Source organism: Sphingobium sp. IP1 (assembly GCF_002708645.1).
Classification (GTDB): domain Bacteria; phylum Pseudomonadota; class Alphaproteobacteria; order Sphingomonadales; family Sphingomonadaceae; genus Sphingobium; species Sphingobium yanoikuyae.
Window position 1 is genome coordinate 1 of record NZ_NOIW01000125.1, and the last position, 14,045, is coordinate 14,045.

Below are 14,045 nucleotides of genomic sequence, written 5' to 3' on the forward strand. Positions count from 1 at the left end.
GCCCGGATCGCCAGTATCTCGGGGTTCGTGATCTTCTTCGTCATCGTGTCATCTCCCTTCATCGTGCAGCACCATCGTGCGCCTGTTTGCAGGAGAGAAAAGACCTCAGCTAAACCACAACCGGTTCCAACGCCGGCACGCCTCATAATTCAGGGCGTGCCGCCGGCTGTCCGGAGAAGATGGCTTCGGGGTGGCGCGGGCGCTCGACAAAGGGAACTGGAGCGTGATCAACGACCTGAGCTTTGGTGGACGTCTGTCCGTCTCTCCAGCTTTTTGATGGAGCCTGAAGACAAGGATCCGGTCGTCAGCGCGATCGGCGGGACCCTCGGGATCATCGGCGCTCTACTGGCGCGCGCTGGCGTCGCATCCCTGGAGGAATTTGCAGGCGCTCTGAGCGTCTATGCGCGCGTCACGCGCGAGACCGATCCCGATCAGGCCGAAATCCTGGACCAATGGGTGTCGATGCTACGTACCCTCGCGGCCCGCAGCGCCCCGCCCAACTAGCGGCGCGGCGCAACCGATCGCTCAGCGTTCCCGGTCACGCGGCTTGTGCGGCTCCCGGTCTGGCTTGTCCGCAGCCTTGGATCCCATCTCTGGCGTGCGCTCCCCCTGCCCGGCTGCGCGCTGCGCCATCATGATCTCACGCGCACGGGCAAGGCGCCGGGACACGGCCGGCGGCATGGCGGCCACGAAGCTGGTCACATCCTGCGCCAGCGCCAGATCCTCTTCCTTGCCCGTTGCCGCGAGCGCGGCGGCCGCCTGCGCATAGGTCGCACGAATGAACTTCTGACGGCCAAGCGCCGCCACATCCTCGGCCCTGCGTTCGGGCTCGGCAGAGTTCGCGAAGGTTTCAGCGCGCTCTTCGGTCAGGCGGTGAATGTCGAGCCCCTTGCCCTCTCCTGCGCCAAGGCCGTCGGTCCGCGCGTCGAGATGCCGCGCCGAAGAGCGGATGCGCTTCTGGACATGGCCCCGCGCCCGGCGCGGCGTGGCTTCGGCGGCGACCCCCCGCTCGCGCAGCTCATGCGCAAAGCTTTCACGCCAATGATGCAGGTCGGCTTTGCGCGGATTGAACCGGGTGCCGTCCTCGCCCTGGGTGGCGACGGTCAGATGAACATGGGGATGGTCCGTGTCGGTGTGCAGCGCGACCATATAGGCAAACTGCCCCTCAAACTCGACGCGGGCAAAAGCCTGAACTGCGTCATGGATGGTCGCGGCATCGGTCGTGCCGCCCGGCATCGACAGCACCATCGACATCGACGTCGGCCGATCGCGTCCAGTCGGGTTCATCGCATCGTCGAGCATCGCCCAGTCGCTGGCGATTGCCTTCAGCCGCTTCTCGTCGGTGATGATCTCGCCTTCACTGCTGCGCACCTCGAGTTTGCCATGCCGCGAGATGTAGCCGAAATGCTCGGAGAGATGCGCAGGCCCCCGCTGCTTGCCCGAGATCTTGACCATGACCTCGGGCGCCTTGCGCACGATGCGCTCGAGCTTGGCGCGCGCCTGCGCGGGCGTGAGCATGGCCGAGCCATCACCGCCCGCACTGCTCCGGCCGCCCCGTATCCGCAACGTCGCGCCTTTCAACGTACGCTTGCCGCCGCTCGGCGGGCGCCAGGCCTCCATCAGGCTCGGGAGCGGCAGGACGTCTTCGTCGCCGCCGCTCATGCCGGCGTATCCCAATAGCTCGCATCGCCCTTGAGCGCCTGGCCCAGCGCCGCGAGCTTCTTGTCCACATCATCGCGGAAGGACGCAACGCGAGCGGCCTCCCGTGCGAGGTCGAGGCCGGAATCGACCATCGTCGCGGCGTGCAGAGCGTGGACCGCCTGATTGAGGTTGATGCCGATGCGGTTGAGCTCGCGCCAGGACTGCGCGATCGCCGCGCGATCGGGACGCGGTGGCGGTGCCTTGCCGAAGAGACGCCGGCGCAAAAGGGCAACGATCCATTCGGTGCGCTTGAGGCCACGCGCCTCCGCCGCCGCATCGAGCAAGGCCAGGTCGCTCGGGGTCAGGCGAACCTCGACCCGGCCCGTCGTGCGCTCGCGAGGCGCCGGCACCACGACATCGTCCGCGTTCGTGCGCAGCGCCTCGTCGACCAGCCCACGCAGCAGTGCCGAGCGGCCGCCGCGGGAGGCTGCCATCGCATCGAAGCGCGCCGCGAGATCATCGGGCAGGCGGAGGCCGAAAAAAGCCATGCGCCATCCTATTGTTAAACATCCCCGGCGACAAGCCTATCCGGCCCTCACCTTAATTGACCCCTTCCATAGTCTGCTCAAGCAGACTCGCAGCCTCTCTGGAAGAAGCGCCTCACCGGCTGCGCAAGCAAGCCCGAAATGATCGTTGAAAAGAAAATGGCGGCATCCCTGAAGGAGGGATGCCGCCATCATTCGATCTGAAAATTCAAGCTTACTGACGCGGAGTGAGTGGTGCTGTTGGCCGGGGCCAGCGCTACCCATCATTGTCCGGGTGCGGCGGGTTGGCCTCGTCGATCAAGCGCTGGATGGCCGCGATCGGCGTATCATCCTCGAGCCGGATCATCGCGCCGCAGGAACAGGCAGCGGCTTTCTGCAAGCGCATCTGCCGGTACGGAACACTCAGTTCGGCTCCACATTTCGGGCAATCCACCTGTGCGCAGATATCGTCCAGTTCGCCGGTCATCATGCCTCCTTGCGCGAAGCGACTCATCGCAGGTTGAGAAACAGCCTACTCCAGTCCAGCGCTCATTCGAACGACAGATCGCGCGAGGCGACCTCACCCTCATCGCCGTCATCGAACACCACCCGAACGCGCTCGGGCAATATGAGCCGGGCGGATCGGGCGCCGACCATCACCTTGACGGGGCTGGGCGCCACGATCGGACGCGCGTGCCCTGCCCGGCCCGTCGGCTTGGCTGGCGATGGTGCGGCGGGCACGGCTGCCGGCGCGGTGGGCGCAGGCGCGGAACCGGCATCGACCGCACCCTTGAGCGAGGCAATGAACCGGCTACCTTCGGCAAGCGTGACGCCACGCTCGCCCAGTCCTGCGACGAACCCGCGCACCTCGACCGGATGCTTGCGGGCGGCGCGGTGGAGATCGTAGAGGACGCGGATGGGGGCCTTGTCGATCGCCTCGCGCAGATAAGGCTCCATCTCGCCATAGGCTGCGTAGAGCGAGACGAACTGCTTGGACCGGCCGAGCGCCTTGGCGATCTCGGCCTGGGTCTTGCCCTGCGCCAGCATGCGCTCGACGCCAAGCGCGAGTTCACGCGACGAGAGGCTGGCGCGCTGATCATTCTCGACGATCTGATCGGCGAGGACGTCACCGCCCTCCCCCGCTTCGCTGACGATCGCCGGAATGGTCGTCTTGCCCGCCGCGAGCGATGCGCGGTAGCGCCGTTCGCCCATGCGGATGACATGCTTGCCGTCCGCATTCCTGGGGCGAACGATGATCGGCTGCAGCACGCCGCGCACCTCGATCGACGCTGCAAGCTCGGCGAGTTCCACTTCGTCGAAGTGCGTGCGCGGATTGCCGGGGTCGGGCATCACCCAGTCGAGCGGCAAGTCCTCGACGCGCCGTGCGCTCTCATGCGCGCCCACGAGCATTCCGAACTCTTCGGCGCGCTGATCGAATTTGCCCATCAGGCGCTCTCCTTCGCCCGCGCATCGACGCGCCGTTCTACTTCGGCGAGGATCGAGCGGATCTCGTCCGAGGCCGCCTTGGCGCCGCTGCCCGTTTCATGCCAGACCGCATGATGGTTCTCGGCCGAATGCTTGTAGGTCGGGCGCGCCTTCACGAAGGCCGGGAACATGAGCGCCGGGCCGACCGCCTGGGTGAGCTTGACCGCATTGTCCATGTCCCGCTTGTCGAAGGCATTGACCATCGAGGGCAGCAGCCCGAGGAAATTGACCTTGCGCCCGCCGCGCGCGCCCTCGGCCTTCTTGAGCGCGGTCAGCAGCATCTTGGCGCATTCCAGCGAATCCTCGGCGACCTGAACCGGCGCGATGACTTCGTCCGCGACCGCCATCGCGCTCAAGGTGAGCTCGTCCCATTTGGGTCCGGTGTCGATCACACAATAATCGAAGTGGTGAGGCAGCTCGCGGAAGCGGACGATAAAGTCATGCACGTCCTGCGCGGCCTTGACCATCTGGAGACGCGGATCGGCCGCGAACACGGTGATGCCGGCTGCGTCGTCCAGCGCCAGTTTTGCGTCGGGATCGAACAGGTCGGCGGAAAACCAGCCGGTCCGTTCCTTCGCGAGCCGGCGGGTCGAAGATCCCTGCGGATCGAGATCAATGAACGCGACCCGCCGCCCTGCCTGCTCGGCCAGATACCAGGCGAGATGGGTTGCAAAGAAGGTCTTGCCGACGCCGCCCTTGAGCAGGCTGATGACGATGGTCTTCACATCATGTTTCCCTGCCAGGCGCCGCGCTCAGAAATCGTCGCCACCGTTGCGAAGGTTGCGCTCATAATGGTCGCGCGCCGACCAGTCCCCGCCGCCGCTGCCGAACCGGGGGCCGACATCGCGGAACAGATAGACGGTGAAGGCGAAGCACGCGAAACCGAAGAGGATCGCGTGATCGGGATGCTGGGAAAAATATTCCGCCATGATCAGTCTCCTGCAGCAGCCGCGGGCCGGGGCTGCCGGCCGCGTTGGTCGCGAAGTTCCGCATCGGGGACATCAAGACCATAGGTTTGCTTCAGCGCGTTCATGACGAGCGCGCGGATGGTGATATTATCGTGGTCGAGCGCGAGCCTCGCGATCGCGGCGTGCATCTGCGGGGTGACCCGCAGCTGCAGAAAGGCCGAGCGCCGTTCCTCGCTCCCCTGCCCCTCCGTCACCATATGCTCTCTCTCCTCTCGCGCTGCCCGGATGATCCGCGCCCACCGTATTGAATTCAATACGGTCGCGATGAGGCGTCTCCCCGGCACGACCGGCGCAGCGCGCACCAAAGTCTGCTCGAGCAGACGTTGCCCGGCACCGCCTTCATGAGGAGGGCTGGCCCCGCCGCGCGGGGCCAGCATGGCTTAATACTCTTGCGCGAGAAGAATGGTCAGCACGCGCGTGGTGACATTCTCGTCGGTCGGATCGGGCGAGCCGAACTCCAGCGCGCGGTCATAATAGTCGATCTTCCAGTAGAGCACCGCGTCGCGGAAGGTGAACCGGCCGAAATCGCGCTCGCCATGCGGATCCACGTCGGGACCGAAGCTGTCATAGTCGCGGATGGTGCGCAGCAATTGCGCCCGGGCCTGAAAGTTGCGGAACAGGCTGACGTCGCCGATCAGGCTCTGAACGCCGATGGTCATGACCACGCGGTTATGGCCTGGCTGGGTGAGTGAGCGGCGCAGCGCGTCATTGAGCTGGGCGATGGTTGCAGTGCGATCGGGCTGCGAAGAGGTATGGCTCTGATGCTCGGGCATGCGATCTGTCCTGTGCGTTCGAAACCCCGCCGATCGGGGTCTTTCAACACGGGCCGGCGCGCCGGGGCACAGCAGGCTCGCGCACCCGTAGGGTCGCAACGGCAGTGGAGAAGCCCGGCCACGGGCTTGCGCGGGACAGCGCCTCGGCGAGACCCGGACATGGTGATGACACCCGAGCTTTGGGCGGCACACAGGAACAGGTGATTTCGCTGGACGGGCATCAGAATGCTGGACCGGACGGTGACGCGGACTATCATTGCCCGATGACCGCTGCTCTTCACATCCTCTGGCCTGTCGCGCTGCGCAGCATCGGCGCGATGCAGCGGCACAAAGTCCTGGTGCGCAGCCAATGCCGGCGGTGCGGGGCGCTGATGCGTGTCGACCTGGACGACATGGTCGCGCGCCATGGCAGCAGCGGTTCGCTCATCGACGTACAGGAGCGCTGCCGCATGGTCGCCTGTGACGGTGCGGCCTTCTATCTGGCCTCGCCCGGCTATGGCGGTCCATGGCGAACATTGCTGGGCGATCCCGGCCTCGCCGAGGGCCTCGCCAATGGCGTCGCGCCGGTCACGGCCGAGACGCTGCTTGGGCCGACCGCCCGCTAGAGCAATCGCCTTTCCAGCAAGGGATCGTTACCCGGCAGGGCCGAGACCCGGCACGGGGCTCGGGGCGTCAGCCTAGAGCCCGGTCCGGCGCAGCCGGTGCCCCGACCTCCCTCAATCCAGCGGACCGAACAATCTGGTCAGGATCAGATCGAGCGTCGCGACCTTCTCGAATTGTCCCTTGGCGATCACCCGGTGCATCGGTCTTTCGTTCTTCTTGCCCTGCGCCGTTCCCTTGGCATGGCGTGCGACCGGAAAGCCGCGAATATCGGGCAACGGCACATCGGGCGCATTGCCGAACCAGAGATAGGACAGGAGATCGAGGTCGGGTGACACCACGATCCAGATGATGCAGCCGCTCGGCTTCTCCATGAGTTTGAGGTTTGCGGTCACGCGCGGCGCCCGCCCGCCCAAGGTCACCGTCTTGAACTGGATATGCCGGGTAATCGCCTTGTAGCTCATCACCAGATCATAGCCGCCGGCATCGAACTCCGAGCGCAGCACCTCGACTCCGGTAATCCCGCGCTGCCATAGACGCCGCAGCGCCTCGCCTACAAAGACATGCTCGACAATGCGCTCGCGCAGGGTCGAGTGCAGATAATGGGCGCTGGTCTGGCTCGGCAGGTCTTCCAATGGCAACGGATCTCGAAAGGCGGCGGGGGCGGCAGCCCCCGCCTGATTGTCAGGCGAAGGGATCATATTCGTTGAGCACGGCGACGTCGCCATCGAAGTCGTCGGCGGTGATGACGGCGAACTGCGTTCCGATTGCGATGACCATCGTGGCGGCCATCAGGGTCTTCGAGAGAGTGAGTGCGCTTTTGCGGGCGGTCCCAAGATCGGTGAACATATCGAGGCTCCTTGTGGTGCCGGCGGGTTCATCCCCGCTCGACTGGCGCCCGAAGCGTCGCTCCCGTGGCCGCGATCACCTTTTGGCGGCACGGCAAAAGGCCGTAGCGTGAGCGTACGGACCCTTTACGGGTTGATCGAATAGGTCCGCGGGAGCGACCAAGGATTGCGCCTCAAAGAGCGGGGTGATCCCGTCGGCCGGCATGAGACGTCCCGCCACCGACCCCGTCGCCCAGGATGCACGCCGCGCCGGTTGCCCCTTTGTTCGTGATGGTCAGGACGGCTAGAGCGGGGCCGATGACCCTTTCCTACCGACACGCCCTCGCAGCCCTGTTGTTCGTTTGCTCCCTGTCGAGCGCGGCAGCGCTCCCCGCCGCGACCGGCAAAATCCGCTCTGTGACCGACGGCGACACCTTTCGCCTGATGAGTGGCGAGCGGATTCGGATCGCCGATATCGATGCGCCCGAGAGCCGCGCCGGCCAGGCCAAATGCGCTGCCGAGCTCGCGCGCGGCAAGGCGGCGACCCGCCAGGCGAAAGCCCTGCTCGATGGCAAGACGATCCGCTTCGAGCGGATCGGGCGCAGCTATAATCGCACTGTCGCGCGCGTCACGCTCGACGGGCGCGATCTGGCCGCAAGGCTGATCAGCATCGGCGCAGCACGGCCCTGGCTGCGCCGCCAGCCCAAGCCCGACTGGTGCCGCGCGCGATAGGCGTCACGGCGCCTATGCTCAGGTCCAGAAAGAGGAAGAAATGGACCCGCCGGAACGGGGGAACCGGCGGGTCCGTATCAGGGGCCGCATGAGCGGGGGGAAACAAGCGGCCTCGTCTTTTAGAACCGATCGACGCGCGAGCGGTTCCTCGCCTCAGCGCGGGGCCAGGCGCGCCAGCGTCGCTGCATCGGCCTCGCCGCCAAACCAGCGATCGAGCGCGGCCGTGAACAGCCCCCCGCCCCCGGCTTCGACGAACAGGGTGAGGGACGAGCGCAGCTTCAGCGCATCGATGCCACCGAACACCGCCTCGGCACTGGTGCCGGTGAGGTCCTGCAGCGCCGCCACGCAATCGCGCAGCCGGGCACCCAGCACCGGGTGCGCAAGATAGGCGCGCGCCTCGTCGAGTGATGCGATCGCGTAGCGCCGCGCCATCTCGCTCGACCCGAGACCGGCGATCTGCGGAAAGATGAACCACATCCAGTGACTGCGCTTGGCGCCGCGGCGGATCTCGCCAAGGGCCGTGTTATAGATCTGCGCCTGTGCGGCGACGAATCGGTCAAGGTCGAAAGAGGCGGTCATGATGATGCCGTCATAGCCTGCGCGCAGGCGCGCGCCGCCCGGCCGCAAAATTTTTTCTCAAAGATGAAATGCCTACTCCCCCGCAACTTGGGCCCTCCTGTCAACAAGTCGGAACGGACCCGGTGCTTGACTCTCGATCGCAGCAGTATGAACAAAAAGAGAACATATCAAACCCCGAGTCTTTTGAATGCCATGCGTGAAGCCACCGTCCTTGATCAGCTGCGAGCGCATATTGCGCAGATCGAGGGCAAAGGCGTATGCCACGCAACCACGCCGTTCGGGATCGAGGCGATCGACGCGCGCCTGCCGGGCGGCGGTATTGCCGGCGGCGCGCTCCATGAGGTCGCGGGCAGCCCAGACCTTGCCGACGATGCAAGCGCGACGGTGTTCCTGGCCGGCATTCTCGCGCGGATGGAGGGGCCGGTGCTGTGGTGCCTGCGATGGCGCGACCTGTTTGCCCCCGCGCTCCACCTCGCGGGACTGCATCCTGACCGGGTGATCTATGTCGAGGCGGGCAGCGACACTAATGTGCTGCTCGCGATGGAGGAATGCCTGCGCCATGCCGGGATCGGCGGCGTCGTGGGCGAGATCGGCAAATACAGCACCACCGCCTCCAAGCGGCTGCAGCTCGCAGCCGAAGCGTCGGGCGTGCCGGCTTTCATCTTCCGGCGCGCGTCGAAAGTCGCGCAAGCGGCCGAGGGCACGGCGGCGATCACGCGCTGGCGGGTGACCGCGAGCCCGAGCGAGGATCTCGGCATCCCGAGCCTTGGCCGTCCGCGATGGCAGCTGGCGCTGGAGCGCGTACGCGGCGGTAATCCGCACGCATGGATTGTGGAGGGCTGCGATGCGACGGGTCGTATCGGTCTACCTGCCGCACTGGTCGACCGACCGGCTGCGGCGGGCGACAGCCAAATCGCCGCCTGAAGGGCGTTGCAGCACCACGCCCGACGGACCGCTCGTCACCGCAATTCCTGACCATGGCCGCCGGATCGTCGCGGCGGTGGATGCTGCCGCACGCGCGCTCGGCGTTATGCCCGGCATGACCGTCACCAAGGCGCGGATGCTTGCGCCCGAACTGGAGGTCATCGACGCGCTGCCCGACGCTGACATGGACGGCCTGCGGCGCCTCGCCCTGTGGGCCGGGCAGCGCTATTCGCCGATCGTGGCGCCCGACGCCCCGGACGGGCTGTGGATCGACATCACCGGCTGCGCCTCGCTCTTCGGCAGCGAAACCGCCCTGCTCAAGGATCTGCATCGCCGCATCGCGGCCTTCGGCGTCGCGGTGCATATCGCGGTCGCCGACACGGCGGGCTGCGCGCACGCGGTCGCACGGCATGTCCGCGACGGCAGGCCCGTCGTCATCGAACCGGGGCAGCATCGCAGGGCGATGGAGCTGCTCCCGATCCCGGCGCTGCGGCTCGAAGCCGAAATCGTCGAGGGGCTGCGCAAGCTTGGCTTCGAGCGGGTCGAACAACTGCTCGGCGCACCCCGCGCGCCGCTCGCCAAGCGGTTTGGCCGCAGCCTGCATCGCCGTCTCGACCAGGCCATCGGACAGGTCGCCGAACCCATAGAGCCGATCTTTCCGGAACAGATGCCGCGGGCGCAGCGCGGTTTCATGGAGCCGATCGCGACGCCCGAGGCTTTCGCCCAGGTGATCGGCGATCTCGTCGCCGACATTGTCGAACAGCTTGTCCGCGCAGGACGCGGAGGCAGGCGTCTCGATTGCTATTTCCACCGTGTCGATGGCCATTGTCAGGTCATCCGCATCGGGACGGCGACGCCGAGCCGGGATGCGGGGCATCTCGCCAAATTGCTCTGCGCGAAGATCGAAACGGTTGAACCGGGTCTTGGCATCGAGGCGATGACGCTGCTGGTCTCGCTGATGGAGGCGGCCGCGCCGCGACAGGGCGAAAGCCTCGAACAGCTGGGCCGGCGCGGGGCCGATCTGGCTGCGCTGGTCGATACGCTCGCCAACCGCTTCGGCTCCAGAAACCTGCACCGGATGGCGCCTTGCCCGAGCGGCATGCCCGAACGCTCCGCGACCGGCGCGCCGGCGTTGGGTGAGGCGCGCGGCATGGGATGGGACGATGATCTGCCCCGCCCGGCGCGTATGCTGGCCAAACCAGAACCGATCGAGGTGATCGCGCTGTTGCCCGACGATGCACCGCGCATGTTCATCTGGCGCGGCAAGCGATACCGGGTGACGCAGGGCGACGGTCCGGAGCGGCTGCATGGCGAATGGTGGCGCGATGGCGGCATCGAGGGGCGACAGCCGCTCAGCGTGCGCGATTATTATCAGGTTGAGACGGTGAGTGGCGGCCGCTATTGGCTGTTCCGCGCCGGCGACGGCGAGAGCGCCGCGACCGGCCCGATGCGCTGGTTCATCCACGGCGCCTTCGCATGAGCGCGGGCAAACCGGGCTATGTCGAACTGCAGGTGACAACGCATTTCAGTTTCCTGCGCGGGGCATCGAGCCCCGAGGATCTGTTCGCGACGGCAGCGGCGATGGAGATGCCCGCGCTTGGCGTCGTCGACCGCCATTCGGTCGCCGGGATCGTGCGCGCATGGGACGCGGAGCGGCAGACCGGCGTCCGCGCGATCGTCGGCTGCCGGCTCGATCTCACCGATGGCACTGCCCTCCTCGTCTATCCCACCGACAAGGCGGCCTATGGACGCCTGTGCCGACTGCTCAGCATCGGCAAGACGCGCGCGGGCAAGGGGGCCTGCCATCTCGACTGGTCGGATGTGGCCGACTGGAACGAGGGACTGCTGGCGATGCTCGTCCCCGACCGGGCCGATGCCACGACGCAGGCCGCGCTGGCGCGCACGAAGCGGCTGTTTGGCGAGCGCACCTATATGGCGCTGTCGGTCCGGCGGCGGCCAAAGGACGCAATCCGGCTGCGCGACCTGTCGCGGATCGCCGCCGCCGCAGGCGTGCCGACGATCGCGACCAACGACGTCCTCTATCATGTGCCCGAACGCCGCCAGCTGCAGGATGTCGTCACCTGCATCCGCGAGAAATGCACGATCGACACGCTGGGCCGCACGCGCGAGCGGTTCGCCGACCGTTATCTCAAGACCGGCGCGGAGATGACGCGGCTGTTCCGGCGCTATCTCAAGGATAGCAGCCCGGTCGCGCGCAGCGTGGAATTCGCTAGGCGCTGCGCATTCAGTCTCGACGAGCTCAAATATCAATATCCCGACGAGATCCAGGTGCCCGGCCGCACCCCGCAGGAAGAACTGGAACGGCTGACCTGGGAGAAGGCGCCGATGCGCTATCCGCAAGGCGTCGACAACAAGGTGCGCCGGCAGCTCGAACATGAGCTCCAGCTCATCGGGCAACTCGATTACGCCCCCTATTTCCTGACCGTCCATGCGATCGTGGCCGAGGCCCGGCGGCGCGAGATCCTGTGCCAGGGGCGCGGGTCGGCGGCGAACAGCGCGGTCTGTTATGTCCTCGGCATCACCTCGATCGATCCGGTGCGCTCGGAATTGCTGTTCGAACGCTTCGTGTCGGCCGAGCGGCGCGAGCCGCCCGATATCGACGTCGATTTCGAACATGAGCGGCGCGAGGAGGTGATCCAGTGGATCTACGAGACCTATGGCCGAACGCGATCGGCGCTCACCGCCGTCGTGACCCGCTTCCGGGCGCGCGGCGCGGTGCGCGAAGTCGGCAAGGCGCTCGGCCTGTCGGAGGATGTGACGGCGGGTCTGGCCGGGGCGATCTGGGGCTATAGCCGCGAGGGGGTGGAGGAGAAGCACGCGCAGGAGTTCAACCTCGATTTGAGCGACACGCGCCTCGCGCTGACGCTCGACCTCGCCCGCCAACTGATCGACACCCCGCGTCATCTGTCCCAGCATCCCGGTGGCTTCGTGCTGACCCGTGACCGTCTCGACGAACTGGTGCCGATCGAACCGGCGGCGATGGACGATCGCCAGGTGATAGAATGGGATAAAGACGATATCGATCTTCTCGGCTTCATGAAGGTCGATGTGCTTGCGCTCGGCATGTTGAGCTGCATGCGCCGCGCGTTCGAGTTTCTCGAGAACGACAAGGGGCTGCGGCACGACCTCGCGACCATCCCGGCCGAGGATCCCGCGACCTATGCGATGATCCGCAGGGCCGACACATTGGGCGTCTTCCAGATCGAGTCCCGCGCGCAGATGGCCTCGATCCCGCTGATGGCGCCCAAAACCTTCTACGATCTCGTCATCCAGGTCGCGATCGTGCGGCCCGGCCCGATCCAGGGCGACATGGTCCATCCCTATCGCCGCCGTCGCAACGGCGAGGAGGAGGTGACCTATCCGACCGAGGAATTGCGCCGCGTGCTGGAAAAGACGCTCGGCGTGCCGCTCTTTCAGGAACAGGCCATGCGCGTGGCGATCGAATGCGCCGGCTTTACGGCGAGCGAGGCGGACCTGCTGCGCCGTGCGATGGCGACGTTCAAATTAACAGGCGGCGTCAGCCATTTCCGCGACAAGCTCATCAGCGGCATGGTTGGCCGGGGCTATGATCAGGAGTTCGCCGAGAAAACTTTCAAGCAAATTGAAGGCTTCGGCTCTTATGGCTTTCCCGAAAGCCATGCCGCCAGCTTCGCGCTGATCGCCTATGCCTCGTCCTGGATGAAATGCCATCATCCCGACGCCTTCTGCGCGAGCCTCCTCAATGCGCAGCCGATGGGTTTCTATGCCCCGGCGCAGATCGTGCGCGACGCGCGCGAGCATGGCGTCGAGATCCGCCCGATCGACGTCAATGCCAGTCGCTGGGATTGCACGCTTGAAGAGGGCCGCGGTCGCTACAAGGCGGTGCGGCTCGGCCTGCGCATGGCGCGCGATCTGGCCAATGCGGATGCAGCGGCGATCATCACCGCGCGGGGCGGCAGGCCCTATACCAGCATCGAGGAAATCCAGCACCGTGCCGGTGTCGGGCGCGGCGCGCTGGACCGGATTGGCGATGCCGACGGGTTCGGATCGCTCGGCGCCGACCGGCGATCGGGCCTCTGGGCGGTGAAGGGCCTCGGGAACGCGGCGCTGCCGCTGTTCGCAGCAGCGGACGAGCGGGCCGGCAAGCTGCGCGAGGAAGCGATTGAGCCCAGCGTCATCCTGGCCGAGATGGGTGAAGGCGCGGAGGTGGTCGAGGATTATCGCGCCTCAGGTCTGTCGCTGCGCGCGCATCCGGTTGCGTTCCTGCGCGACGAGCTCAAGGCGCGCCGGATGATCACCTGCGAGCAGTTGCGCACCACGCGCGACGGGCGCTGGATCGAACTGGCCGGGCTGGTGCTGGTCCGCCAGAAGCCCGGCAGCGCCAAGGGCGTGATGTTCATCACGCTCGAGGATGAGACGGATGTCGCCAATCTCGTCGTATGGACCAATGTCTTCGAGAAGAACCGCCGCACTGTCCTGGGCGCGTCGATGATGGGGGTGCGCGGTCAGGTCCAGCGCGAAGGCGAGGTGATCCATGTCATTGCGCAGCGGCTCGATGATCTGTCGGGCATGCTGGCGAGCGTCGGACGCCGCACCGACGTCGCCGATATCTACCGGGTGAGCCGTGCGGATATCGTCAGGAACCCGATGGCACCCGACCCGCGCGACCGCGAGCAGCGGCCGCTCGGTCGAGACCCTCGCGACATCTATATCCCCGATCTGCGGTTAGGATCGGGTATCATCCCGGGCCAGCCAACCGAGGGCATCAAGATCAAGCCGCGAGACTTCCGCTGATGGCCGGTAGCCGAACGTCCGGCAAAAAAGCCGGGTTTCGAGGATAATTGCCGCTCACGCGGCGTCGGTTGCCGACCAAAATGCGTCGTTCACCGCTCGGGCTTCTAACGGCAGCTTGTTTCGGAACCTGCCGTTTGCTCGTTGCGAACCTTCGTGGCCGCCCAACAAGGGATTACAATCGCTGCGACACCGGTATGG

The 14,045-nt window shown here is 66.3% G+C and carries 17 protein-coding genes; 6 read left to right on the forward strand and 11 right to left on the reverse strand.

What is annotated here, in order from left to right:
* Positions 1-504: hypothetical protein (locus CG471_RS31035; protein WP_218964289.1), on the forward strand; the 504-nt coding region annotated here is incomplete at its 5' end.
* A gap of 21 nt (positions 505-525) precedes the next feature.
* On the opposite strand, the gene CG471_RS25825 is transcribed toward CG471_RS31035, so the two are convergent.
* The 8 genes from CG471_RS25825 to CG471_RS25855 all read right to left on the reverse strand — a co-directional run bounded on the left by CG471_RS25825 (position 526) and on the right by CG471_RS25855 (position 5,391).
* On the reverse strand, positions 526-1,662 hold the full coding sequence (locus CG471_RS25825) for a relaxase/mobilization nuclease domain-containing protein (protein WP_004212786.1): 1,137 nt from the start codon (positions 1,660-1,662) through the stop codon (positions 526-528).
* The gene (locus tag CG471_RS25830) at positions 1,659-2,189 is read right to left on the reverse strand and encodes a CopG family ribbon-helix-helix protein (protein ID WP_004212787.1); all 531 of its coding nucleotides are present in this window, start codon (positions 2,187-2,189) and stop codon (positions 1,659-1,661) included. The genes CG471_RS25825 and CG471_RS25830 overlap by 4 nt, the downstream gene beginning before the upstream one ends.
* A 253-nt stretch (positions 2,190-2,442) precedes the next feature.
* Positions 2,443-2,655 carry a hypothetical protein gene (locus tag CG471_RS25835; protein WP_230588560.1) on the reverse strand — a complete coding sequence of 71 codons (213 nt, stop codon included), beginning with the start codon at positions 2,653-2,655 and terminating at the stop codon, positions 2,443-2,445.
* A 59-nt stretch (positions 2,656-2,714) separates the two neighbouring features.
* Positions 2,715-3,611, reverse strand: a complete 897-nt coding sequence (locus tag CG471_RS25840; RefSeq protein WP_004212789.1) for a ParB/RepB/Spo0J family partition protein — start codon at positions 3,609-3,611, stop codon at positions 2,715-2,717.
* Positions 3,611-4,375 (reverse strand): ParA family protein, encoded by a 765-nt coding sequence (locus CG471_RS25845; RefSeq protein ID WP_004212790.1) that lies wholly within the window; start codon positions 4,373-4,375, stop codon positions 3,611-3,613. Before CG471_RS25845 ends, CG471_RS25840 begins: the two co-directional genes overlap by 1 nt.
* Before the next feature lie 27 nt (positions 4,376-4,402).
* Positions 4,403-4,579, reverse strand: a complete 177-nt coding sequence (locus CG471_RS30820; RefSeq protein WP_004212791.1) for a hypothetical protein — start codon at positions 4,577-4,579, stop codon at positions 4,403-4,405.
* A 2-nt stretch (positions 4,580-4,581) separates the two neighbouring features.
* The gene (locus CG471_RS31520) at positions 4,582-4,995 is read right to left on the reverse strand and encodes a hypothetical protein (protein WP_230588559.1); all 414 of its coding nucleotides are present in this window, start codon (positions 4,993-4,995) and stop codon (positions 4,582-4,584) included.
* Between the two features lie 3 nt (positions 4,996-4,998).
* Positions 4,999-5,391 carry a DUF3768 domain-containing protein gene (locus CG471_RS25855; protein ID WP_004212795.1) on the reverse strand — a complete coding sequence of 131 codons (393 nt, stop codon included), beginning with the start codon at positions 5,389-5,391 and terminating at the stop codon, positions 4,999-5,001.
* Between the two features lie 179 nt (positions 5,392-5,570).
* Between CG471_RS25855 and CG471_RS25860 the strand changes: the two genes are divergently transcribed.
* The gene (locus CG471_RS25860; protein WP_230588558.1) at positions 5,571-5,996 is read left to right on the forward strand and encodes a hypothetical protein; all 426 of its coding nucleotides are present in this window, start codon (positions 5,571-5,573) and stop codon (positions 5,994-5,996) included.
* Between the two features lie 111 nt (positions 5,997-6,107).
* Here the strand turns inward: CG471_RS25860 and CG471_RS25865 are convergent, their stop codons facing one another.
* The gene (locus CG471_RS25865) at positions 6,108-6,692 is read right to left on the reverse strand and encodes a hypothetical protein (protein WP_230588557.1); all 585 of its coding nucleotides are present in this window, start codon (positions 6,690-6,692) and stop codon (positions 6,108-6,110) included.
* On the reverse strand, positions 6,676-6,840 hold the full coding sequence (locus tag CG471_RS30825) for a hypothetical protein (protein ID WP_004212805.1): 165 nt from the start codon (positions 6,838-6,840) through the stop codon (positions 6,676-6,678). Before CG471_RS30825 ends, CG471_RS25865 begins: the two co-directional genes overlap by 17 nt.
* A gap of 296 nt (positions 6,841-7,136) precedes the next feature.
* Here CG471_RS30825 and CG471_RS25870 point away from each other — a divergent pair, with 296 nt between their 5' ends.
* A complete protein-coding gene (locus CG471_RS25870) occupies positions 7,137-7,550 on the forward strand; it encodes a thermonuclease family protein (RefSeq protein WP_004212806.1) in 414 nt (137 codons plus the stop codon).
* Between the two features lie 153 nt (positions 7,551-7,703).
* Here the strand turns inward: CG471_RS25870 and CG471_RS25875 are convergent, their stop codons facing one another.
* Entirely contained in the window at positions 7,704-8,129 is a 426-nt protein-coding gene (locus CG471_RS25875) for a DUF1810 domain-containing protein (protein ID WP_037509379.1), read from the reverse strand.
* 192 nt (positions 8,130-8,321) lie between these two features.
* Between CG471_RS25875 and CG471_RS25880 the strand changes: the two genes are divergently transcribed.
* The 3 genes from CG471_RS25880 to CG471_RS25890 are packed head-to-tail and all read left to right on the forward strand — an operon-like array spanning position 8,322 to position 13,847.
* Positions 8,322-9,053, forward strand: coding sequence for an ImuA family protein (locus tag CG471_RS25880; RefSeq protein WP_004212811.1), 732 nt, complete (start codon positions 8,322-8,324; stop codon positions 9,051-9,053).
* Positions 8,974-10,533, forward strand: coding sequence for a DUF6504 family protein (locus CG471_RS25885; RefSeq protein ID WP_037509352.1), 1,560 nt, complete (start codon positions 8,974-8,976; stop codon positions 10,531-10,533). Before CG471_RS25880 ends, CG471_RS25885 begins: the two co-directional genes overlap by 80 nt.
* Positions 10,530-13,847: an error-prone DNA polymerase gene (locus tag CG471_RS25890; protein WP_037509350.1), complete on the forward strand. Its 3,318-nt coding sequence runs from the start codon at positions 10,530-10,532 to the stop codon at positions 13,845-13,847. Before CG471_RS25885 ends, CG471_RS25890 begins: the two co-directional genes overlap by 4 nt.
* Positions 13,848-14,045 lie beyond the last annotated feature (198 nt).

Bases quoted from the DNA above. Each gene is read 5' to 3' on its own strand.
- CG471_RS30820 (WP_004212791.1), bottom strand. From the start codon at position 4,579: ATGGCGGAATATTTTTCCCAGCATCCCGATCACGCGATCCTCTTCGGT.
- CG471_RS25885 (WP_037509352.1), top strand. From the start codon at position 8,974: ATGCGACGGGTCGTATCGGTCTACCTGCCGCACTGGTCGACCGACCGG.
- CG471_RS25880 (WP_004212811.1), top strand. From the start codon at position 8,322: ATGCGTGAAGCCACCGTCCTTGATCAGCTGCGAGCGCATATTGCGCAG.
- CG471_RS25825 (WP_004212786.1), bottom strand. From the start codon at position 1,662: ATGAGCGGCGGCGACGAAGACGTCCTGCCGCTCCCGAGCCTGATGGAG.
- CG471_RS25870 (WP_004212806.1), top strand. From the start codon at position 7,137: ATGACCCTTTCCTACCGACACGCCCTCGCAGCCCTGTTGTTCGTTTGC.
- CG471_RS25875 (WP_037509379.1), bottom strand. From the start codon at position 8,129: ATGACCGCCTCTTTCGACCTTGACCGATTCGTCGCCGCACAGGCGCAG.
- CG471_RS30825 (WP_004212805.1), bottom strand. From the start codon at position 6,840: ATGTTCACCGATCTTGGGACCGCCCGCAAAAGCGCACTCACTCTCTCG.
- CG471_RS31520 (WP_230588559.1), bottom strand. From the start codon at position 4,995: ATGCTGGCCCCGCGCGGCGGGGCCAGCCCTCCTCATGAAGGCGGTGCC.
- CG471_RS25855 (WP_004212795.1), bottom strand. From the start codon at position 5,391: ATGCCCGAGCATCAGAGCCATACCTCTTCGCAGCCCGATCGCACTGCA.
- CG471_RS25830 (WP_004212787.1), bottom strand. From the start codon at position 2,189: ATGGCTTTTTTCGGCCTCCGCCTGCCCGATGATCTCGCGGCGCGCTTC.
- CG471_RS25890 (WP_037509350.1), top strand. From the start codon at position 10,530: ATGAGCGCGGGCAAACCGGGCTATGTCGAACTGCAGGTGACAACGCAT.
- CG471_RS25865 (WP_230588557.1), bottom strand. From the start codon at position 6,692: ATGATCCCTTCGCCTGACAATCAGGCGGGGGCTGCCGCCCCCGCCGCC.
- CG471_RS25835 (WP_230588560.1), bottom strand. From the start codon at position 2,655: ATGATGACCGGCGAACTGGACGATATCTGCGCACAGGTGGATTGCCCG.
- CG471_RS25840 (WP_004212789.1), bottom strand. From the start codon at position 3,611: ATGGGCAAATTCGATCAGCGCGCCGAAGAGTTCGGAATGCTCGTGGGC.